Annotated in this window: 21 protein-coding genes, 1 pseudogene and 1 other annotated feature; of the genes and pseudogenes, 12 read left to right on the top strand and 10 right to left on the bottom strand. The window is 66.8% G+C overall.

From position 1 onward, the window contains the following. Nucleotides 1-73: 73 nt before the first annotated feature. Entirely contained in the window at nt 74-583 is a 510-nt protein-coding gene (locus DSD19_RS17800) for an ATP-binding protein (protein ID WP_113670581.1), read from the bottom strand. Further along, on the bottom strand, nt 580-924 hold the full coding sequence (locus DSD19_RS17805) for an STAS domain-containing protein (protein WP_075787248.1): 345 nt from the start codon (nt 922-924) through the stop codon (nt 580-582). The genes DSD19_RS17800 and DSD19_RS17805 overlap by 4 nt, the downstream gene beginning before the upstream one ends. 92 nt (nt 925-1,016) lie before the next feature. Here DSD19_RS17805 and DSD19_RS17810 point away from each other — a divergent pair, with 92 nt between their 5' ends. The 3 genes and pseudogenes from DSD19_RS17810 (at nt 1,017) to DSD19_RS17820 (ending at nt 3,833) form a co-directional block, all read left to right on the top strand. Continuing rightward, a complete protein-coding gene (locus tag DSD19_RS17810) occupies nt 1,017-2,189 on the top strand; it encodes an acetyl-CoA C-acyltransferase (protein WP_113670582.1) in 1,173 nt (390 codons plus the stop codon). A gap of 123 nt (nt 2,190-2,312) precedes the next feature. Next, nucleotides 2,313-3,506: pseudogene (locus DSD19_RS17815) on the top strand (IS3 family transposase). After that, nucleotides 2,561-2,677: a sequence feature (AL1L pseudoknot), on the top strand. Its footprint overlaps the pseudogene before it by 117 nt. Before the next feature lie 51 nt (nt 3,507-3,557). Continuing rightward, nucleotides 3,558-3,833, top strand: coding sequence for a hypothetical protein (locus tag DSD19_RS17820; RefSeq protein WP_113670583.1), 276 nt, complete (start codon nt 3,558-3,560; stop codon nt 3,831-3,833). Nucleotides 3,834-4,074: 241 nt separating this feature from the next. Here DSD19_RS17820 and DSD19_RS17825 read toward each other — a convergent pair whose 3' ends face one another. Then, nucleotides 4,075-5,004, bottom strand: coding sequence for an HNH endonuclease (locus DSD19_RS17825; RefSeq protein ID WP_113670584.1), 930 nt, complete (start codon nt 5,002-5,004; stop codon nt 4,075-4,077). A 198-nt stretch (nt 5,005-5,202) separates the two neighbouring features. Here DSD19_RS17825 and DSD19_RS17830 point away from each other — a divergent pair, with 198 nt between their 5' ends. The 5 genes from DSD19_RS17830 (at nt 5,203) to DSD19_RS17850 (ending at nt 8,615) form a co-directional block, all read left to right on the top strand. Continuing rightward, nucleotides 5,203-5,655 (top strand): GAF domain-containing protein, encoded by a 453-nt coding sequence (locus DSD19_RS17830; RefSeq protein ID WP_075787245.1) that lies wholly within the window; start codon nt 5,203-5,205, stop codon nt 5,653-5,655. Next, nucleotides 5,652-6,260: a LysE family translocator gene (locus DSD19_RS17835; RefSeq protein WP_075787244.1), complete on the top strand. Its 609-nt coding sequence runs from the start codon at nt 5,652-5,654 to the stop codon at nt 6,258-6,260. The genes DSD19_RS17830 and DSD19_RS17835 overlap by 4 nt, the downstream gene beginning before the upstream one ends. Nucleotides 6,261-6,298: 38 nt before the next feature. Next, on the top strand, nt 6,299-6,943 hold the full coding sequence (locus DSD19_RS17840) for a pseudouridine synthase (protein ID WP_113670585.1): 645 nt from the start codon (nt 6,299-6,301) through the stop codon (nt 6,941-6,943). Nucleotides 6,944-7,063: 120 nt separating this feature from the next. Next, nucleotides 7,064-7,717 carry a peroxiredoxin gene (locus tag DSD19_RS17845; RefSeq protein WP_113670586.1) on the top strand — a complete coding sequence of 218 codons (654 nt, stop codon included), beginning with the start codon at nt 7,064-7,066 and terminating at the stop codon, nt 7,715-7,717. 76 nt (nt 7,718-7,793) lie between these two features. After that, nucleotides 7,794-8,615, top strand: coding sequence for a glycosyltransferase (locus DSD19_RS17850; RefSeq protein WP_113670587.1), 822 nt, complete (start codon nt 7,794-7,796; stop codon nt 8,613-8,615). Between the two features lie 81 nt (nt 8,616-8,696). On the opposite strand, the gene pnp is transcribed toward DSD19_RS17850, so the two are convergent. Further along, complete coding sequence (pnp, locus tag DSD19_RS17855) at nt 8,697-10,838, bottom strand: polyribonucleotide nucleotidyltransferase (RefSeq protein ID WP_075787240.1); 2,142 nt, start codon at nt 10,836-10,838, stop codon at nt 8,697-8,699. Nucleotides 10,839-11,172: 334 nt separating this feature from the next. On the opposite strand from pnp, the gene DSD19_RS17860 reads away from it, so the two are divergent. Continuing rightward, complete coding sequence (locus DSD19_RS17860; protein ID WP_113670588.1) at nt 11,173-11,634, top strand: hypothetical protein; 462 nt, start codon at nt 11,173-11,175, stop codon at nt 11,632-11,634. Between the two features lie 120 nt (nt 11,635-11,754). Here DSD19_RS17860 and rpsO read toward each other — a convergent pair whose 3' ends face one another. From rpsO to DSD19_RS17885, 5 genes are all read right to left on the bottom strand, one after another. Then, nucleotides 11,755-12,024 carry a 30S ribosomal protein S15 gene (rpsO, locus tag DSD19_RS17865; RefSeq protein WP_113670589.1) on the bottom strand — a complete coding sequence of 90 codons (270 nt, stop codon included), beginning with the start codon at nt 12,022-12,024 and terminating at the stop codon, nt 11,755-11,757. A gap of 248 nt (nt 12,025-12,272) precedes the next feature. Beyond that, entirely contained in the window at nt 12,273-13,007 is a 735-nt protein-coding gene (locus DSD19_RS17870; RefSeq protein WP_113670590.1) for a hypothetical protein, read from the bottom strand. Nucleotides 13,008-13,265: 258 nt separating this feature from the next. Beyond that, entirely contained in the window at nt 13,266-14,174 is a 909-nt protein-coding gene (era, locus tag DSD19_RS17875) for a GTPase Era (protein ID WP_113670591.1), read from the bottom strand. A gap of 77 nt (nt 14,175-14,251) precedes the next feature. Beyond that, a complete protein-coding gene (locus tag DSD19_RS17880; RefSeq protein ID WP_113670592.1) occupies nt 14,252-14,737 on the bottom strand; it encodes a bacterioferritin in 486 nt (161 codons plus the stop codon). Nucleotides 14,738-14,825: 88 nt separating this feature from the next. Beyond that, nucleotides 14,826-15,350 (bottom strand): hypothetical protein, encoded by a 525-nt coding sequence (locus DSD19_RS17885; protein WP_113670593.1) that lies wholly within the window; start codon nt 15,348-15,350, stop codon nt 14,826-14,828. Nucleotides 15,351-15,637: 287 nt separating this feature from the next. Between DSD19_RS17885 and acpS the strand changes: the two genes are divergently transcribed. The 3 genes from acpS (at nt 15,638) to rnc (ending at nt 17,653) form a co-directional block, all read left to right on the top strand. Continuing rightward, the gene (acpS, locus tag DSD19_RS17890; protein WP_113670594.1) at nt 15,638-16,039 is read left to right on the top strand and encodes a holo-ACP synthase; all 402 of its coding nucleotides are present in this window, start codon (nt 15,638-15,640) and stop codon (nt 16,037-16,039) included. Between the two features lie 139 nt (nt 16,040-16,178). Then, nucleotides 16,179-16,970, top strand: coding sequence for a signal peptidase I (gene lepB, locus DSD19_RS17895; RefSeq protein ID WP_113670595.1), 792 nt, complete (start codon nt 16,179-16,181; stop codon nt 16,968-16,970). Between the two features lie 2 nt (nt 16,971-16,972). Further along, a complete protein-coding gene (rnc, locus tag DSD19_RS17900) occupies nt 16,973-17,653 on the top strand; it encodes a ribonuclease III (protein ID WP_075787231.1) in 681 nt (226 codons plus the stop codon). 78 nt (nt 17,654-17,731) lie between these two features. Here the strand turns inward: rnc and DSD19_RS17905 are convergent, their stop codons facing one another. Beyond that, nucleotides 17,732-18,484, bottom strand: coding sequence for a pyridoxine 5'-phosphate synthase (locus tag DSD19_RS17905; protein ID WP_113670596.1), 753 nt, complete (start codon nt 18,482-18,484; stop codon nt 17,732-17,734). Nucleotides 18,485-18,495 lie beyond the last annotated feature (11 nt).

An 18,495-nucleotide genomic window follows, 5' to 3' on the forward strand; every position in this document is an offset into this window, starting at 1 on the left:
AAGACCTTCCTCTCCGCCATAGCCCTCGCCGCAACCGTCATCTTCTGGCTTTGACGATCAATGAGTCTGGAGCCTAGGGCTCTTCGCAGAGCGGCACCGAAAAGGTCAGCCGGTTCTGGTTCGCCTGTCGTGTATAGTCAAGGTTCCGGGCAAAGGCCCGGATCAGGAACCAGCCGAATCCGCCTTCAGGGGCGTCGTCGGCCAGAATATCCGGTCCCGGCATGCTGCCATCGGGCAGGCTTTCGCCGGGCATCGGGCGGCCGTAATCGCGCACGTCGACCTGCAACCAGACCCCTTCGCGGGCAAGCCGCAATTCAATCGGGCCGTCCCGGTCGCGGGCATAGGCATGTTCGACGATATTGTTCAGGACCTCCGCCAGCACGGTTTCGGCCATGCCGAGCGTCCCGTCTGCGGTGATTGACGATCCGAACCGCGCGCGCATCTCTTTCAGGGCCGCCCGCACGCCCAGCGGAGTCGCCTCTATGATCAGCGGGGGGCGGGTCTCGACGGGGGCGCCGACCGACGCATCCTCAGCGGAGTCGGATCCATCCGCTTCCCCATCGGGCGCGCGCGACAGGGTCATGCGATCGTTTGCCTTTCGGGGAAGGCGCTTTCGTGGGTGTCGTGAATGGTGAAGACGCGGTCCATCCGCGTCAGCCGGAACACCTTGTCGACATTGGGCGTGAGATTGCACAGCTCCAGCTGGCGGCCCGCGCCGATCAGCTTCATCACCGCGACGACGGCGCCAAGGCCGCTACTGTCCAGGAATTCGACATTGCGCAGGTCCAGCACGACCCGTGCGGGTCCGTCCGCCGCCTGTTCGCGGACCGCCTCCTTGAAGCGGATGGCGACCGCGGAATCGATCCTTTCCTCGTCGACGACAACATGAACAGCGTCGCCGCGCAGCTGGGATTGCAGTTTCATGCCGTCCTGACTCCTGCTTACACCTCGTCGAGGCTAGACGCCATTCCTTACCATTCGGTAAGTGTACGTTGGGAAATGGACGGGAGGATGGCATGGACGAGGTGGTAATCTGCGGGGCCGCGCGCACCCCGATGGGCGGCTTCCAGGGCGCCTTCGCGGCGCTCGATGCGCCTGGTCTGGGCGGTGCCGCGATCCGCGGGGCACTTGACGGCGCCGGGGTCGACACGGTGGACGAGCTGCTGATGGGCTGCGTGCTCCCGGCGGGCCAGGGCCAGGCTCCGGCGCGGCAGGCGGGGTTCCGGGCCGGGCTGGGCGAGGAGGTGCCCGCGACCACACTCAACAAGATGTGCGGCTCGGGCATGATGACGGCGATGATCGCCCATGACCGGCTGGCGCTGGGGGCGGCCCGCATCCTCTGCGCGGGCGGCATGGAAAGCATGACCAACGCCCCCTATCTGTTGCCCGCGATGCGCGGCGGCGCCCGGATCGGCCATGGCCGCGCGGTCGATCACATGTTCCTCGACGGGCTCGAGGATGCCTATGACAAGGGCCGCCTGATGGGCACCTTCGCCGAGGACTGCGCCGAGGCTTTCCAGTTCACCCGCGAGGCGCAGGACGACTATGCTCTGGGCTCGCTTTCGAACGCGCTGGCGGCACAGGCCTCGGGCGCCTTCGCGGCCGAGATCGTTCCGGTCACGGTCGCCGGGCGCAAGGGCGAGACGGTGGTGCGCGAGGACGAACAGCCCGGCCTTGCCCGCCCCGAAAGGATCCCGCAGCTGAAACCCGCCTTCCGCAAGGACGGCACCGTCACCCCGGCCAACGCCTCCTCGATCTCGGACGGCGCGGCCGCGCTGATCCTCGCGACCCGTGTCGAGGCCGAGGCCCGCGGCCTGCCGGTCCGGGCCAGGATCCTCGGCCATGCCAGCCATGCCCAGGCGCCGGGCTGGTTCACGACTGCCCCGGTGCCCGCCGCCCGCAAGCTGCTGGACCGCATCGGCTGGTCGGTCGGTGATGTCGATCTCTGGGAGGTGAACGAGGCCTTTGCCGTGGTGCCGATGGCCTTCATGCGCGAACTCGACATCCCGCGCGAGCGGATGAACGTCAATGGCGGCGCCTGCGCGCTCGGCCATCCGATCGGCGCCTCGGGGGCGCGCATCCTCGTCACCTTGCTGAACGCGCTCGAAACGCGCGGGCTCCGGCGCGGCGTCGCTGCGATCTGCATCGGCGGCGGCGAAGGCACGGCGATGGCCATTGAGCGCGCCTGACCCTTCTTCTTGGCCGAAATACCCCGTGGAGCCGTCTTGAACCGCTCCGGTTTTGCCGGAGGCTCCAACTCCAGAGCAAGGTGGAGCATCATGAGCTAGACGACGAACGAGTTTTCTCCGGAAATGCGTGAACGTGCGGTGCGGTTGGCCCTGGACAATGAGGGTCAGCATGGATCGCGGCGGCAGGCGGTCATGTCAATTTCGGCGAAGATCGGCTGTGCGCCGCAGACCCTGAACGATTGGGTCAAGACGGCCGAGGTTGATGGCGGCAAGCGGTCGGGCGTCTCCAGCGAGATGGCTGAGCGGATGAGGGCCCTGGAACGGGAGAACCGCGATCTGCGTCAGGCGAACGAGATCCTGCGCAAGGCGTCAGCGTATTTTGCGATGGCGGAACTCGACCGCTGGTCGAAGGGATGGTGGGCTTCATCGACGCGCACCGGGATGCGCACGGGGTCGAGCCGATCTGCGACGTGCTGCCGATCGCCCCATCCACCTGCGATGATCATCTGGCGACGCGGGTTGATCCAGCTCGCCTGTCGGACCGCGCCCGCCTCGATGAAGCCCTGCGCCCGAGATCCGCAGTGTTCTTGAAGAGAACTGGCGCGTCTACGGCGGGCGCGAGATCTGGCACCAGCTGCGCCGCGAGGGCTTCGATGCCGCCCGCTGCACGGTCGCGCGGCTGATGAAGAGCATGGGTATTCAAGGCATTATCAGGGGCAAGCCGCATCGAACGACGATCCCCGACAAGAAGGCGCCGTGTCCGCTGGACAAGGTGAACCGCCAGTTCCGTGTTCCGGCACCGAACATGCCGTTGGTGTCGGATTTCACATATGTCGCCACTTGGAAGGGTTTCGTCTATGTCGCCTTCGTCATCGATGCCTATGCTCGCAAGATCGTTGGCTGGCGCGTCGGCAGATCGGCGCATGCGGGGTTCGTTCTCGATGCCCTGGAACAGGCGGTGCATGATCGCCGCCCCGGAAAGGGCATGGGGGTGGTTCACCACAGCGACAGGGGCTCCAATACCTGTCTATTCGCTACACTGAGCGCTTGGCGGAGGCCGGTATCGACCCCTCGGTGGGCAGCGTCGGCGACAGGTACGACAACGCCTTGGCCGAGACGGTCAATGGCCTGTTCAAGGCTGAGGTCATCCGCCGCCGCGGCCCATGGCGCAGCTGAGAAGCCGTGGAATACGCGACGCTCAAATGGGTGGACTGGTTCAACAACCGCCGTCTTCTCGAGCCCATCGGGAACATCCCGCCCGCAGAAGCCGAGGCCAACTTCTATGCAGCTCTGGAAACCGAAGCCATGACCGCGTAACCAACGTCAATCAGCCTCCGCCAAACCCGGAGCGGTTCGCTTGCGAGAGCGTTGAATATCAGCACGGATGCCCTGGTATTCGGCGAGTTCTATGAGATGACGGAGAAGGCCGCGCACAGAGCCGCCGTTGACGGGGTCATCAAGCTTCCACGCGGCCTCAAGTCGGACCCGGAGCTTTCAAGAACCTTTGCCGAACTCGAGCCCGGTTCCGATGCGCTCTCGGACTTCACTATGCGCGTTGCGCTTGACCGAGCCGACGACGTCCACCGGCAATTCGTTGGGCGGCACTTCCGCATTTTGCCCGCGACAACGACCATCAAGCGTTAAGTCTCAGCTTGACGATCCCTGCAAGCTCCCATTGATATCATTGGATTTTTTACTGAACCTTTGGGTGTTTTGCGGCGTTTCCGGCCCAAATCGGCCCAATCGGTATCGAGCCGTGTGAACCAATCCCATTGCAACCTACTGAAAAAGATTGCTATTTTTCCGCCCGGCGATCAGATGATCTGAACCGCGTCAGCGGCCGGGGCAGCGCCCCCTCAAAAAACCAGCGCCCCCTCAAAAAACCTCAGTCCCAGGGCGCCGGGCCGTCCGCCAGAACCTGGCCGAAAACGTTCTCCCGATGCCAGCGCAGATTGGCGGGATGGGGCAGGTTCCGCGGGTCGGCCGGGCGGATCAGCCGGCCCTCGGGGCGGATCAGCCGCGCGACCACATCGCCCGGAACCTTGTTGCGCGACACCAGGATCGTCTCGCCATCCTCGGCGACCGAAACCAGCCCGCGGTCGAACATCCAGTGCAGCGTGCCCGACAGCGCGAGCCCGTTGCGCACCCAGTCGCTGCCCTGCCGCTCGACCGGCCGGATATGCGCCGCCTGGACTTCGGGCCGTCCGCCACCATTGCGCAGGCGAAGCCCCGACATCGCACAGCGGTAATCATAGGCGTCGCGGACCTTGCGCCGGAAGGCCACGTCCCGATAGGGGCGGCGGGTCAGGCGCTCCAACACCGGGCGCGCAAAGGCGGCGGCGGGCTCGGCCAGCCCGTCCCCCGATCCCGGCGGATCGTAGCGGGTCTCTTCGAGCCGCTCCAGATCTTGCGGCAGGCCCAGATCCACGATCCGGGCGAACTCGGCCTCGGGCAGGCGGCGCACCGCCAGTTGCGTGGCGCCGCCCGGCTTGGGCCGCCCGTCCGGTCCGGCCAGTGCCGATTCAAGCGGCCGCCCGTCCAGAAGGCGCGGCACCGCGCGGTCGAACTCCAGAAAGCTGCCCGGGGCGATCAGCGCCAGAAACCGCCCCTCGGCGCCGGGCTTCGGGATCACCCGCTCGATCTTCGCCACCGCGAAATACCCGCGAGGCCCGGCCCTGACGGGCTCGTAATAGACGATCCAGTCGCCGACCGCCGCCTGCATCGCCTTCAGATAGGGGCGCGGGAAATCGTAGACGACGTCCGGTTCGTCCTCGTAGATCGAGTCCGCCTTGTGGAGAAGAACGAGCCTGGCCATGGGGCCAGGAAAGCACCGCTGCGGCAAAACGCAAGAGGGCGCGGACGCGGCGGACTGTCCGGGGGCGCAGGCAAGAAGGGGGCGAGGCGGGGGGGAACACCCGCACGTGACGACGCGCAGCACGCGGGCGCGTGACAGAGCCGCGCGGATCGGCGAGGGTCTGTCGCAACGTGGCGCTTCCGACGAAAGGACCCTCTCTTGCGCATCGACTATGACGCCCTCTCGAAAACGCTGGCGGCCCTCACCGAGGGCGAGACCGATCCGGTTGCGCTGATGGCGACCATGGCCTGCGAACTGCACCATGCCGACGACCGCTTCGACTGGACCGGCTTTTATCGTCATGTGGGGGATGAGACGCTCAAGATCGGTCCCTATCAGGGCGGCCATGGCTGCCTGACGATCCCGTTCTCGCGGGGCGTCTGCGGCGCGGCGGCCCGGACCGGAAAGACCCAGATCGTCGAGGATGTCGAGGCCTTCCCCGGGCATATCGCCTGTTCCTCGACCACTCGCTCGGAAATCGTGCTGCCCGTCCATGACGCGTCGGGGGCGCTTCTGGGCGTGCTCGATATCGACAGCGACCGGCCTGCCGCCTTCGATGCCACCGATGCCGAGGGGCTGGCGCGGCTGCTGGCCCAGACCTTCGCCCGATGAGCCTCGGGGCCTGGGCGGTCTTTGCGGTTTTCTGGGCGCTTTTTGTCACCACGCCCGGGCCGAACGCGGTCAACTGCATCACCAACGGCATGAGCCATGGCCTGCCGCGTGCGCTTTGGGGGGTGGCGGGCATCCTGACCCAGGCGGCGCTGTTCCTGACGCTGTCGGCGGCGGGCATCACCGCGCTGATCGCGGCCAGCCCCACGGTCTTTGCCTGGGCCAAGCTGGCGGGGGCTGCGGTGCTCATCTGGCTGGGCGTGCGGGGCTGGCGCAATGCGGCCATCGCGGTGGCGCCCCGGCCTGCGACCGGCGCCTCGATCTATACCCGTGCCTTGCTGATCGCGACGGTGAACGCGAAAAGCGTGGCCGGGTACCTCGCCGCCTTCTCGCAATTCGTCGAGCCGGGCGTGCCCATTGCCAATCAGATGACCGCCATCGTGCCGACCGCGCTGACGCTGACGGCGCTGTCCTACAGCACCTATACCGCGCTGGGCGCCTGGCTGGGCGGGCTTGCGCTTGGGGCGGTGATGAATACCCGGCTGCGGCAGGTCCTGGCAGCCTGCTTCATCCTGTACGGCGTCCTGCTGGGCGCCTCGGCGCTCTGAGCTTGCACCGTCCCTCCGAACCCGCTACCGCGCGGCCCATGGACAGCTACGCGCCTCCCGACACGCCGCTCGAGATCCTGCACCACGATCACGAGATCCTCGTGGCGAACAAGCCGCCGGGGCTTCTGTCGGTGCCGGGCAAGGGCGCGGATCTGGCCGATTGCCTGCTGGCGCGGCTGCAGGCGGTCTTTCCCGAAACGCTGCTGGTGCACCGGCTCGACCGCGACACCTCGGGGGTCATGGTCTTTGCGCTGACGCCCCATGCCCAGCGCCATCTGGGCCTGCAATTCGAGAAGAGGCAGACCAGGAAGACCTATGTCGCCCGGGTCTGGGGACGGCTCGAGCCCAAGACCGGGACCGTCGATCTGCCGCTGATCGTCGACTGGCCGAACCGGCCGCGGCAGATGGTCGACCATCAGAACGGCCGCCCGGCGGTCACCGACTGGCGCGTCGTGCGCTATGAAGAGACCGCGACCCGGGTCCGGCTGTTCCCGAAGACCGGGCGCAGCCACCAGCTGCGGGTCCACATGCTGGCATTGGGCCATCCGATCCTCGGCGACCCGTTCTATGCCGAGGGCCCGGCCCGCGAGGCGCCCCGGCTGATGCTGCATGCCGAGGCGCTGCGGTTGCGCCATCCCGATGGCGGCGCGGGCATGAATTTCGCCGCGAAAGCGCCGTTCTGAACCGCCACGCCCCTGATCCTGCCCAATTTGCGGTTGCAGCAAGAAAGGGGATGCAAGTGCAGAAACTGGAACCTATCTAAGGACTGGAACGCGCTTCATTGGCCGAAAAGGACTTCTCCCGTGGCTCTCCGCATCAACGATATTGCCCCGAATTTCACCGCCGACACGACCGAAGGTCAGATCGACTTCCATGACTGGATCGGCGACAGCTATGCGGTGTTGTTCTCGCATCCCAAGGACTTCACCCCGGTCTGCACCACCGAATTCGCCGCCGCCGCCCGGCTCTCGGGCGAGTTCGCGAAACGCAACGCCAAGATCATCGGCCTGTCGGTCGACCCGGTCGAAGAGCACCTGAAATGGAAGGCCGATATCGAGACCTATGCCGGTTGCGATGCGTCCTTCCCGATCATCGCCGATGACGGGCTGAAGGTCGCCAAGCTGTACGACATGCTGCCCGCCGAGGCCTATCTGCCCGACGGCCGCACCCCGAACGATTCTGCCACTGTGCGGACCACCTTCATCATCAATCCCGACAAGAAGATCGAGCTGATGCTGATCTATCCGATGACCGTGGGCCGCAATTTCGACGAGATCCTGCGCGTGCTGGACGCGATCCAGGGCAACAAGACCGGCCCCTTCGCCACCCCCGCCAACTGGCGTCCCGGCGAGGACGTGATCGTCGGCCTGTCGGTTTCGACCGAGGACGCGCGGGCGCAGTTCGGCGAGGTCGACGAGATCTTCCCCTATCTGCGCAAGGTCAAACGCGCCAGCTAAGCCCGGCCGCTCCTCCCGCTTGGCTTTGCCGGGAGGAGCGCCTATCTGGGGAACGTCATGTCCCCGGGGGCCAGCGATGCGATCCGAACTGATCCTTTCGACCTACAACAACCCGCGCTCGCTGGCGCTCTGCCTCGAGTCGGTGGCTTGCCAGCGGGTGCGGCCGGGCAGCATCTGCATCGCCGATGACGGCTCGGGCCCCGAGACGAAGGCGGCGATCGAGGACTTCGCCGCCGCCCATCCCGACCTGGCGGTCCGCCATCTTTGGCACCAGGATCGCGGCTTCGAGAAGGGCGCGATCCTGAACAAGGCCATTGCCAGCTCCGAGGCCGAGGTCATCGTCTTCATCGACGGCGATGTGCTGATCCATCCCGATTTCGTCGGGCGGCATCTGGCGCTGACCCGGCCGGGGCGGTTCGCGACCGGCAGCCTGATCCGGCTGGACGCCGAGGCGACCGCCGCTGTCACTCCCGAACTGGTGCGGGACGGCACCGTCTTCGACCGCCGCTGGCTGGCGGAACACCGCGCGATCCGCAAGCTGTCGATCTGGCTCAAGACCCGGCCGTTTCCGGTGCCGGTCATGGCGCTCTTCGACCGGCTCTCGCCGGTGACGCGGGCGCTTTGCGGCGCCAATGCCTCGGTCTGGCGCGAAGATCTGCTGAAGATCAACGGCTATGACGAGACGATCAAATATGGCGGGCAGGACAAGCATCTGGGCGTGCGGCTGAACAATGCCGGGGTGAAGGGCGTGCATCTGCGCTATTCGGCACCTCTGGTGCATCTCGATCACCCGCGCGCCTATGCCGACCCCGAGAAGATGCGCCGCCACAAGGCGCTGATCCGGGCCGCGCGCAAGAACGGCGCGTTCTGGACCCCGGACGGCATCGCGAAGGGCTAGCCGGCTAACCGTCTTTCCCGGAAACGGAAAGAGGCGCGGCCCTCGCGGCCCGCGCCTCCCTGTCCGGACAGTCCCGAAGCCTTATTCCTCGGCTTCGGCATCCTTTTCCTTCGGAGCTTCTTCGCCGGTCGTCTGGTCGATGCTCTTCATCGACAGGCGCACCTTGCCGCGATCGTCGAAGCCCAGAAGCTTGACCCAGACTTCCTGACCTTCCTTCAGAACATCCGACGGATGGTTCAGGCGGCGGTTCTCGATCTGGCTGACATGGACCAGGCCGTCGCGCTTGCCGAAGAAGTTCACGAAGGCGCCGAAATCGACGATCTTGACGACGGTGCCCTTGTAGATCTTGCCTTCTTCCGGCTCGGCCACGATCGAATAGATCATGTCATAGGCCTTCTTGATCGCATCGCCATTGGCCGACGCGATCTTGATCACGCCGTCATCGTTGATGTCGACCTTGGCGCCCGACACTTCCACGATCTCGCGGATGACCTTGCCGCCCGAGCCGATCACTTCGCGGATCTTGTCGGTGGGGATGGTCATGGTCTCGATCCGCGGCGCATAGGCCGAGAATTCGCCAGCTTCGGTCAGCGCCTTGGACATCTCGCCCAGGATATGCATCCGGCCGTCCTTGGCCTGGGCCAGGGCTTTTTCCATGATCGCGGGCGTGATGCCCGCCACCTTGATGTCCATCTGCAGCGAGGTGATGCCCTTCTCGGTGCCCGCGACCTTGAAGTCCATGTCGCCGAGGTGATCCTCGTCGCCAAGAATGTCGGTCAGCACCGCGAAGGAGCCGTCCTCTTCCAGCACCAGACCCATGGCCACACCGGCCACCGGGGCTTTCAGCGGCACGCCCGCATCCATCATCGACAGCGAGCCGCCGCAGACGGTTGCCATCGAGGACGAGCCGTTCGATTCGGTGATCTCGGACACCACGCGGATGGTGTAGGGGAAGTCGGTCGGCGCCGGCAGAACCGCCTGCAGCGCGCGCCAGGCCAGCTTGCCATGGCCGATCTCGCGACGGCCCGGGCTGCCGACACGGCCAACTTCGCCGACCGAATAGGGCGGGAAGTTGTAGTGCAGCAGGAAGTTCGACCGATAGTTCCCGTGCAGCGCGTCGATGATCTGCTCGTCATCGCCGGTGCCCAGCGTGGTCACGACCAGCGCCTGGGTTTCGCCGCGGGTGAACAGCGACGAACCATGGGTCCGCGGCAGCAGGCCCACTTCGCTGACGATCGGGCGAACCTGGGTCAGCGAGCGGCCATCGACCCGGCGCCCGTTCTTGACGACGTCCGACCGCAGCACGGTCGATTCCAGCTTCTTGATCGCCGAACCGAGGTTCGGGTCGGCCAGTTGCTCTTCGCTCAGCGCGGCCTTGATCTCGGTCTTGGCGGCCGAGACGGCGGCGATGCGTTCCATCTTGTCGGTATGGCCGTAGGCGGCGCGCATCTTCTCTTCGCCGACCGATTTCACCGCGGCGTAAAGCTCGGAATAGTCGGGCGGGGTGAAGTCGAAGGGTTCCTTCGCGGCGGCTTCGGCCAGGCTGACGATCAGGTCGCAGACCGGCTTGATGTTGTCATGGGCGAAGGTCACCGCGCCCAGCATCTCTTCCTCGGTCAGCTCATAGGCCTCGGATTCGACCATCATCACCGCGTCGCGGGTCCCCGCGACCACGAGGTCCAGGCGCTGGTCGGGATTGCTGCGCAGCCCCTGCATGTCCTCGACATCGGGGTTCAGCACGTATTCGCCATCGACGAAGCCGACGCGGCAGCCGGCGATCGGCCCCATGAACGGCACGCCAGAGATCGTCAGCGCGGCCGAGGCGGCGATCATCGCCACCACGTCGGGATCGTTGACAAGATCGTGGCTCAGCACGGTGCACATGACCAGAACTTCGTTCTTGAAGCCCGGCACGAACAGCGGACGGATCGGACGGTCGATCAGGCGGGCGGTCAGCGTCTCTTTTTCGGACGGCCGCGCCTCGCGCTTGAAGAAGCCGCCGGGCACCTTGCCCGCGGCATAGTATTTTTCCTGGTAGTGGACGGTGAGCGGGAAGAAATCCTGCCCTTCCTTCTGTTCCTTGGCGAAGGTCACGTTGGCCATGACCGAGGTTTCGCCCAGGGTGGCGATCACGGACCCGTCGGCCTGACGGGCAACCTTGCCCGTCTCCAGCGTGAGGGTCTCTTCCCCCCACTGCATCGATTTGGTCGTCACGTTGAACATTCAGCGTATCCTGTAAGGGAGCCCTCCCGGGCGTTCCCGGGTCTCCCGTTGAAATGGCGGCCCCATTGCCGCCGACCCCTCCTATCCTCTCGAGTGCCGGGGTCCGGGCACAACGTCTCAGATGCGTGCGACATAAGGAAAATCGCGCCGTTTGGAAAGGACGAAGTCGTTAATGCCCCGCGTCGTGGCGCGTATCCCTGCCAATGCGCGGCAATTGCACTGACCGAAAACCGGATATGCCCAGTTCGGTCTGGTGAGTGTAAAATTTTCTTGGATGTTTGCGGGTAATCAGGGGGCGTCGACTCACCTTAACGGGTTCAAAGGAGTTAACCTTATGGAAACGACCGCATTCGGGACGATCCCGCTGGAAGATGGCCAGGCGACGTTGCCGGTCGGACCGGGCATCGTCCGTCCGGCCGGGCTCGACGTTCTGGCGACGGTGCAGGATCGCGAGACCATGGCCGCGCTGTCCGAGTTCCTGGACCGGCTGCCGCGCCATATCGAAACGGCGCGCGAGCATTTTCTGGACAATTACGACCGGGTCGCCGCCGATGTGCCGGCCTGGCTTTACGAGAACGAGCCCGAGATTTTCGCGGCGATGTTCCCGGCCGCGCCCGATGCCGCCGCCGTCGATGCCGAGACGTTGTGGTTGGCGCTCGATGTCAATTCGATCTGGACCCGCGACCGAACCGCCGTCGTGCTGGATCTGGGCTTTCGCGACACGGCGATGCCCCATGCCTTCGCCGCCGAATTCCGGCTGGACGGCACGCTGACCCAGATGGGGCTGGCCAGCTGACCGTGGCTTGATCCCCGCCGGGCATCAGGCCCGGCCGGGACAGCGGACAAGACGCGCGCCGCACAAGAAAAAACCGCGCCCCTCGGGACGCGGTTTTCGTGTCGGGCGCTGCGGCCTGGCTCAGCGGCGGATGCCGAGGCGCTTGATGAGGTCCTGATAGCGGTCCTCGCTGTTGCCCTTGAGATAGTCCAGAAGCTTCCGGCGCTGGGCGACGAGCTTCAGCAGACCCCGGCGGGAGTGGTTGTCCTTCTTGTGGGTCTTGAAGTGCTCGGTCAGCGTGTTGATCCGGCTGGTCAGGATCGCGACCTGGACTTCCGGCGAACCGGTATCGCCGTCCTTGGCGCCGAATTCCTTGATCAGGCGGGTCTTTTCTTCGGCAGTGATCGACATCGGGGTCTCCTTGTCTGAGGGTGATGGCACAAGCCGGGATGTCGTCCAGCGAGGCCCTTGGAGAGAGTGCCGCCCCAGTGCGGGGCGGATGCGGGCGTATAGGGGATTCGCGGGCATTTTGAAAGCGGAACTTGCCGCCATCCGGTCCGTCGCAGTGGCCGAGACAGTGCGACGACGGGACAGACCGGATGGCGGAAGCCACCGGGTCCCGGGTCGGCCGGTCTGGCACGGGACGCAAGGCCGGTCGGTCAGGCCCCGGCGGCCAGCGCGTCGGATAGCAGCGTGTCGGGCACCAGGCTCAGATGGCTGGGCCGCAGGGTGGCCGCAGCTCCCGCGACGATGGCAAGCGGCATGCCGTCGATCGAGATCAGCGCGTCTTCCGCTCCGCTGTCCGCGGCACCGATCGACAGCACCGGGTCGGGATGGGCGGCGCTGTCATAGACCACGAACAGCGCGTCAGCGGTCTGGTCGTAATCCTCGATCAGCGTGGGCAGGGCTTCGCCGTCATCGAAAAGGTCCCCGATGGAAAAGCCGTCCTCTCCGTCGGCCAGGCCGTCATCGGCCAGAAGCCTGTCGTCCAGGACGCCGTCAGGTGCCGCGGCGGCCATTTCGGCACTGGCGGCCCGGTCGAGTTCGGCCAGCAGGTCTTCGCCGTCCTGCGGCGAAAGATCGGCATCCGAGAAATGGGCGTCGTCCGCATCCTCGCTATCGGCATCGCCGGACAGCCAGGAAAACAGAAGCTCGTCGGGGCGCGACAGGTCTTCGGTGCCGCCAGCCGGGGCGGTATCCTGCGGCGCGCCGAGCAATGCGGCGTCGAGATCCTGCAAGGCGATCAGGCTGTCGGGCGCGGGGTCTCGCGCGGCGTCGTCCGGCAGAGCGCCGTCCCTATCGTCATCGCCCTGGGCGTGAGATCCGACGCTGTCGTCCAGATCGGCCGTTGCGCCGGCCGCCATCAGGCCCAGGAGACTCACCGTCGTTATCATCGTCAACTCCGTCGCAAGAGTTCCGTCGAAAGGAGACGTCCGCAGATTGCGGTCGCAACCGGCCGTCCGCCACGCGTTTGACGGTCTGCGCCAAGATCATCCTACGCGTCCGACGGGCGCGCGACTATCTCAATCAGGTTAAGTGGTTACCGTTCGCTGAACAGCCCCCCGGGGACCTCGTCGCGCAAAAGACGACGTTGCGTACCGGGCACGGGGGGGGCGGGCGCCCGGCGCAGGATGCGCGGAAGAGGCGCCGGGTCAGTCTCCGTCGCGGAAGTCGAGGCCCATCTCGGAATAGCGCTCCGAGTCCTCGAGCCAGTTCGGGCGCACTTTCACATGCAGAAACAGATGCACGGGACGGCCGAGGAATTCGGCAATCTCGGCCCGGGCGGCCTGACCGATGGCCTTCGCGGTCTCGCCCTTGTGGCCCAGCACGATCCCCTTGTGGCCGTCGCGCGCGACATAGATCACCTGGTCGATTCGGGTCGAGCCGTCCTTGCGGTCTTCCCATTTCTCGGTCTCGACGGTCAGCTCGTAGGGAAGCTCCTGATGCAGCCGCAGCGTCAGCTTCTCGCGGGTCATCTCGGCCGCGATCATCCGCATCGGCAGGTCGGCGATCTGGTCCTCGGGGTAAAGCCAGGGGCCGTCGGGCAGGGTTTCGCCCAGCCAGGCGCGCAGGTCCTCGACCCCGTGGCCCCGTTCGGCCGAGATCATGAAGGTGCGGGCGAAGGGATAGGCCTCGTTCAGATCGGCCGAAAGTGCCAGCAACGCCTCGGCCTTGACCCGGTCGATCTTGTTGATGGCCAGGGCCACCGTCTGGCCCCCGGCGGCCCGCTCGCGCAGCGCCTCCAGAATTCCGTCGACGCCGTCGGTCCGGCCGCGATGGGCCTCGATCAGCAGCACGACGATATCGGCATCGGCGGCCCCGCCCCAGGCGGCAGCCACCATCGCCCGGTCGAGCCGACGTCTGGGCCGGAACAGCCCGGGCGTGTCGACGAAGACGATCTGTGCGTCGCCTTCCATCGCCACGCCCCGGATCCGGGCGCGGGTGGTCTGGACCTTGTGGGTGACGATCGAGACCTTGGCCCCGACCATCCGGTTCAGCAGGGTGGACTTGCCCGCATTCGGCTCTCCGATCAGGGCGACGAATCCGCTGCGTGTGCTCATGCGCGTAGACCTCCGGTTCAGCCCCGGGCTTTACGCGATAAGCGACCCCGGCGCCAGCCGGATGCGGGCAGGGAGCCTCAGTCCTCGCCGGCGCCCGGTCCCGAGACCTGCTTGGCGCTGTAGGCCTGTTCGCCGAGACGCTTGAGCAGCGCCAGCTGGGTGTCGAGCCAGCCCTTGTGGCCTTCCTCGTCCAGCACGATCTTCTCGAAAAGCGCCCGGCTGCCAATATCGCCCACCTCGGCGGCGCGTTGCGCGGCCTTGCTGTAGACGTCGATCGCTTCCTGTTCGTCGGCGGCATCCATCTCGAACATCTGTTCGAGGCTTTCCGCGCGCACCGGCTGTTTCTGGAAGCGGATCTCGGGCGTGCCGCCAAGGAAGATGATCCGTTCCATGAAGAGGTCGGAATGGCCGATTTCCTCGAGCATCTCTTCGCGCATCTTCGCGGCGAGCAGGTCGAGACCCCAGTCGTCGAGCACCTGCGCATGCAACTGGTACTGATGGCCCGCGGTCATTTCCATTTCGAGCGCGGTCTGAAGGTCCTTGATGGTCTGGTCATTGGACATGGGGGCTCTCCTGTTGTGGATTTTTCCGAAGCGGGCTGCCGGTTCCGGGTCCCGCCATGGGGCTGATGTAAGAAGCATCGGAGAGATTTCATTTGCGCGGGTTGTCGCAGCCGGAGGCGCGTCGGCCCGAAGCTCCCGCCGGGTCGTCCTCGTCTTCCTCGGTGGGGGGATCGGCGGCGCGGACCAGCCGGTATGCCGCGAAGCGGTCGGTCGGATCGAGGCTCAGCGCCTTGTCGAGATAGGCCCATCCCAGCGTCATGTCGCCGAGCCGCATATGGCAATAGGCCAGCGCGATCAGCGCCTGCAGATAGAGCCCGGGCGCGGTCTCGGGCGCGCTGAAGGCCGCGTCGGCGGGGCCGACCGCGCGCCAGTCGGCGGGGATGTTCAGCCGTCGGGCGGTCTGGGCCAGGATCGCCTCGGCCTGGGGGACGGCCTCGGCGAAGCGGTGGGTGTAGAAATAGAACCGGTAGGCCCCGAGCCGGATGTCGAGATCGTCGGGCGCCGCCTCCAGCGCCGCCGCGACTGCCCGGGCGGTGCCCTTCGGGTCGGATCTGGCCCCGGGGGCATTGGCGAGATGGGCGAAGGCCTCGCTTGCCCGGTCTTCCAGCCGCATGACGCTCTCCTCTGCGGGTTCGTCCGGTTCGAGCCAAGCGCCATTGGCGCCGAAACGCAACCGTCGCGGCGGCTGGGGATTTGCCTGACCGCACAGGGTGGCGTAAAGCCGGGCGAACCGACCGATCCGGAGACCCCGATGCGCAGCGTTTTGCCCGTTCCGATTTTCCGTCCCGCCGGGGACGGGGGCGCTCCCGCCCGTCGGCGCCGCTGCCGCGTCGCCTCCCGCTGGGCCCGGCAGCGCGGCGTGCCGCCGCGCTGCGCCCGCGCCGGACGGAGGCCTTGCGCATGATCCTGGGTATCGGCACCGATCTGGCCAATATCGAACGCATCGCCGCGACGCTGGAGCGATTCGGCGACCGGTTCCGGACCCGCGTCTTTACCGAGGCCGAGCAGGCCAAGGCCGAGCGCCGGGCCGATGCCGCGGGCACCTATGCCAAGCGCTGGGCCGCCAAGGAGGCCTGTTCGAAGGCGCTGGGCTCCGGGCTGAGAATGGGGATTTCCTGGAAGGACATGGCGGTCACCAACCTGCCGACCGGACAGCCGGTGATGCGGCTGACCGGCTGGGCGGCCGAGCGGCTGGCCGAGATGACGCCGCCCGGGCATGAGGTCATCGTCCATGTCTCGCTGACCGACGACCACCCCTGGGCGCAGGCCTTCGTGGTGATCGAGGCGCGGCCCAAGGGCTAGTCGGGCCGCGTGGCCGTCGCCGGCCCCCGGATCGGGGGGCAGGGTGTCGGTCGCCTTGACAGGCCGGGCGGGCGCGCCCATGAAGCGGGGGCATTTCCGGCGCCGTCTCTCGGCGCGGCTACAAGGCAGGACCGGGCGAATGGCGAAGACGGACGAAAAGGCGGGCGGCGGTCTCTGGGAGACGGTCAAGACGATCTTCTGGGCGCTGCTGATCGCGGGCATCTTCCGCACGCTGTTCTTTCAGCCGTTCTGGATCCCGTCGGGCAGCATGAAGGACACGCTGCTGATCGGCGATTTCCTCTTCGTCAACAAGATGGCCTATGGCTATTCGCGCTATTCCTGCCCGTTCGGGCTTTGCCCCTTCTCGGGCCGCATCATGGGCTCGGAACCCGAGCGCGGCGACGTGGTCGTCTTCCGCCACCCGGTCAGCAATTCGGATTACATCAAGCGGCTGATCGGCCTGCCGGGCGATACCGTGCAGATGCGCGACGGCGTGCTTTACATCAACGGCGAGGCGGTCAAGGTCGAACCCGCCGGGATCTTCAAGGAGCCCTACGAAAAGCAGGGGCCGATGGGCTATTACCCGGAATGCGAGAACGCGCCGGTCGGCATCGGCGGCACCTGCATGAAGGGCCGCTCGATCGAGACGCTGCCCAATGGCGTGAGCCACGCTGTGCTGAACATCACCGCTAACGGCGCGCGCGACACGACGCCGGTCTTTACCGTCCCCGAAGGCGAATATTTCGTCCTCGGCGACAACCGCGACAACAGCCGCGACAGCCGCTATGCTCAGGCCAATGGCGGCGTCGGCTTCGTGCCCGCCGAAAACCTGATCGGCCGGGCCGACCGGATCATGTTCTCGTCGGCCGGGCGGTCGCTGTTCTTCATCTGGACCTGGCGCCCCGACCGGTTCTTCAAGGCAATCGACTGACCGTGAAACTCGCCGCCGATCTGGTCGCCTTCTCGAAGCGGCTGGGCCATGACTTCGCCCGGCCCGAGCTTTTGCTGCGCGCCGTCACCCATTCCTCGCTGTCGAGCCCGACCCGCCCCGACAATCAGCGGCTGGAATTCCTGGGCGACCGGGTGCTGGGGCTGGTGATGGCCGAGGCGCTGCTGAAGGCCGACCGGGCCGCCTCGGAGGGCCAGCTTGCGCCGCGCTTCAACGCACTGGTGCGCCGCGAGACCTGCGCCGATGTCGCCCGGGAGATCGGGCTGGGCGATGTGCTGAAGCTCGGCCGGTCCGAGATGATGTCGGGCGGGCGCCGCAAGGAGGCGCTGCTGGCGGATGCGATGGAGGCGGTGATCGCAGCGGTCTATCGCGACGCCGGGTTCGAGATCGCGCGCGACATGGTGCTGCGGCTCTGGGGCGCGCGGATCGACAAGGTCAAGCCGGATGCGCGCGATGCCAAGACCGCGCTGCAGGAATGGGCGCAGGCGCGCGGGCTGCAGCCGCCGCTTTATGTCGAGATCGCCCGCGAAGGCCCCGACCACGCGCCGGTCTTCACCATTGCGGCCCGGCTTGAAACCGGCGAAGAGGCCCGGGCCACCGCCGGTGCCAAGCGCCAGGCCGAACAGGCTGCGGCGGCGGCCTTGCTGAAGGCCCTGGGAACCTAGCGCGGCGCGGGCCTGTCGGCGTCCGAACCGACGCGAAAGCGACAGGGCCGCCCGACCTGCGCAGCCGGGCGCGAGCGTCTAGCCCCGAGCGGCCTGCATCCGCGAACGCATTCCGGCAATCGAGGCCTCGAGGCCGAGGAAGATTGCCTCGCCGATCAGGAAATGTCCGATGTTCAGTTCGCGGATCTCGGGCAGGACGGCAATCGGCGCCACGGTGTCGTAGGTCAGCCCGTGACCCGCATGGACCTCGAGCCCCAGACCCTGCGCATGCGTCGCCATGGCGGCGAGACGCGCCAGTTCGGCGTCGCGGGCCTCGAACCGGCCCTCGTGGTGCAGGTCGCAATAGGCGCCGGTATGCAGCTCGACCACCGCCGCGCCGACCCGCGCCGCGGCCTCGACCTGGGCGGCATCGGCGCCGATGAACAGCGACACCCGGCAGCCCGCCTCGGCCAGCGGCGCAATGAACCGGGCCAGCCGCGTCTCGTCTCCGGCGACGTCGAGCCCGCCTTCGGTGGTGCGTTCCTCGCGCCGTTCGGGCACCAGGCAGACCGCATGCGGGCGGTGCCGGAGCGCAATCGCCTGCATCTCGTCGGTGGCCGCCATCTCGAGATTCAGGGGCACCCGCAGCGCCGCCATCAGACCGTCGATATCGGCGTCAGAGATATGCCGCCGATCCTCGCGCAGATGCGCGGTGATGCCGTCGGCCCCGGCCGCCTCGGCCAGTTGCGCCGCCCGGACCGGGTCGGGATAGGCCGACCCGCGGGCGTTTCGCACCGTGGCCACATGGTCGATGTTGACGCCGAGCCGAAGCGCGTTGCCGGTCGCTGCCATATCGTTTCTCT

Source organism: Rhodovulum sp. BSW8, from assembly GCF_003314725.1.
GTDB classification, from domain to species: Bacteria; Pseudomonadota; Alphaproteobacteria; order Rhodobacterales; family Rhodobacteraceae; genus Rhodovulum; species Rhodovulum visakhapatnamense.

Excerpts from the sequence above, each read along its gene's own strand:
- acpS (WP_113670594.1), top strand. The coding sequence starts at position 15,638 with ATGATCCTGGGTATCGGCACCGATCTGGCCAATATCGAACGCATCGCC.
- lepB (WP_113670595.1), top strand. The coding sequence starts at position 16,179 with ATGGCGAAGACGGACGAAAAGGCGGGCGGCGGTCTCTGGGAGACGGTC.
- DSD19_RS17860 (WP_113670588.1), top strand. The coding sequence starts at position 11,173 with ATGGAAACGACCGCATTCGGGACGATCCCGCTGGAAGATGGCCAGGCG.
- DSD19_RS17880 (WP_113670592.1), bottom strand. The coding sequence starts at position 14,737 with ATGTCCAATGACCAGACCATCAAGGACCTTCAGACCGCGCTCGAAATG.
- DSD19_RS17810 (WP_113670582.1), top strand. The coding sequence starts at position 1,017 with ATGGACGAGGTGGTAATCTGCGGGGCCGCGCGCACCCCGATGGGCGGC.
- DSD19_RS17835 (WP_075787244.1), top strand. The coding sequence starts at position 5,652 with ATGAGCCTCGGGGCCTGGGCGGTCTTTGCGGTTTTCTGGGCGCTTTTT.
- DSD19_RS17825 (WP_113670584.1), bottom strand. The coding sequence starts at position 5,004 with ATGGCCAGGCTCGTTCTTCTCCACAAGGCGGACTCGATCTACGAGGAC.
- DSD19_RS17905 (WP_113670596.1), bottom strand. The coding sequence starts at position 18,484 with ATGGCAGCGACCGGCAACGCGCTTCGGCTCGGCGTCAACATCGACCAT.
- DSD19_RS17805 (WP_075787248.1), bottom strand. The coding sequence starts at position 924 with ATGAAACTGCAATCCCAGCTGCGCGGCGACGCTGTTCATGTTGTCGTC.
- DSD19_RS17800 (WP_113670581.1), bottom strand. The coding sequence starts at position 583 with ATGACCCTGTCGCGCGCGCCCGATGGGGAAGCGGATGGATCCGACTCC.
- DSD19_RS17850 (WP_113670587.1), top strand. The coding sequence starts at position 7,794 with ATGCGATCCGAACTGATCCTTTCGACCTACAACAACCCGCGCTCGCTG.
- pnp (WP_075787240.1), bottom strand. The coding sequence starts at position 10,838 with ATGTTCAACGTGACGACCAAATCGATGCAGTGGGGGGAAGAGACCCTC.
- DSD19_RS17840 (WP_113670585.1), top strand. The coding sequence starts at position 6,299 with ATGGACAGCTACGCGCCTCCCGACACGCCGCTCGAGATCCTGCACCAC.
- rpsO (WP_113670589.1), bottom strand. The coding sequence starts at position 12,024 with ATGTCGATCACTGCCGAAGAAAAGACCCGCCTGATCAAGGAATTCGGC.
- DSD19_RS17870 (WP_113670590.1), bottom strand. The coding sequence starts at position 13,007 with ATGATAACGACGGTGAGTCTCCTGGGCCTGATGGCGGCCGGCGCAACG.
- DSD19_RS17885 (WP_113670593.1), bottom strand. The coding sequence starts at position 15,350 with ATGCGGCTGGAAGACCGGGCAAGCGAGGCCTTCGCCCATCTCGCCAAT.
- era (WP_113670591.1), bottom strand. The coding sequence starts at position 14,174 with ATGAGCACACGCAGCGGATTCGTCGCCCTGATCGGAGAGCCGAATGCG.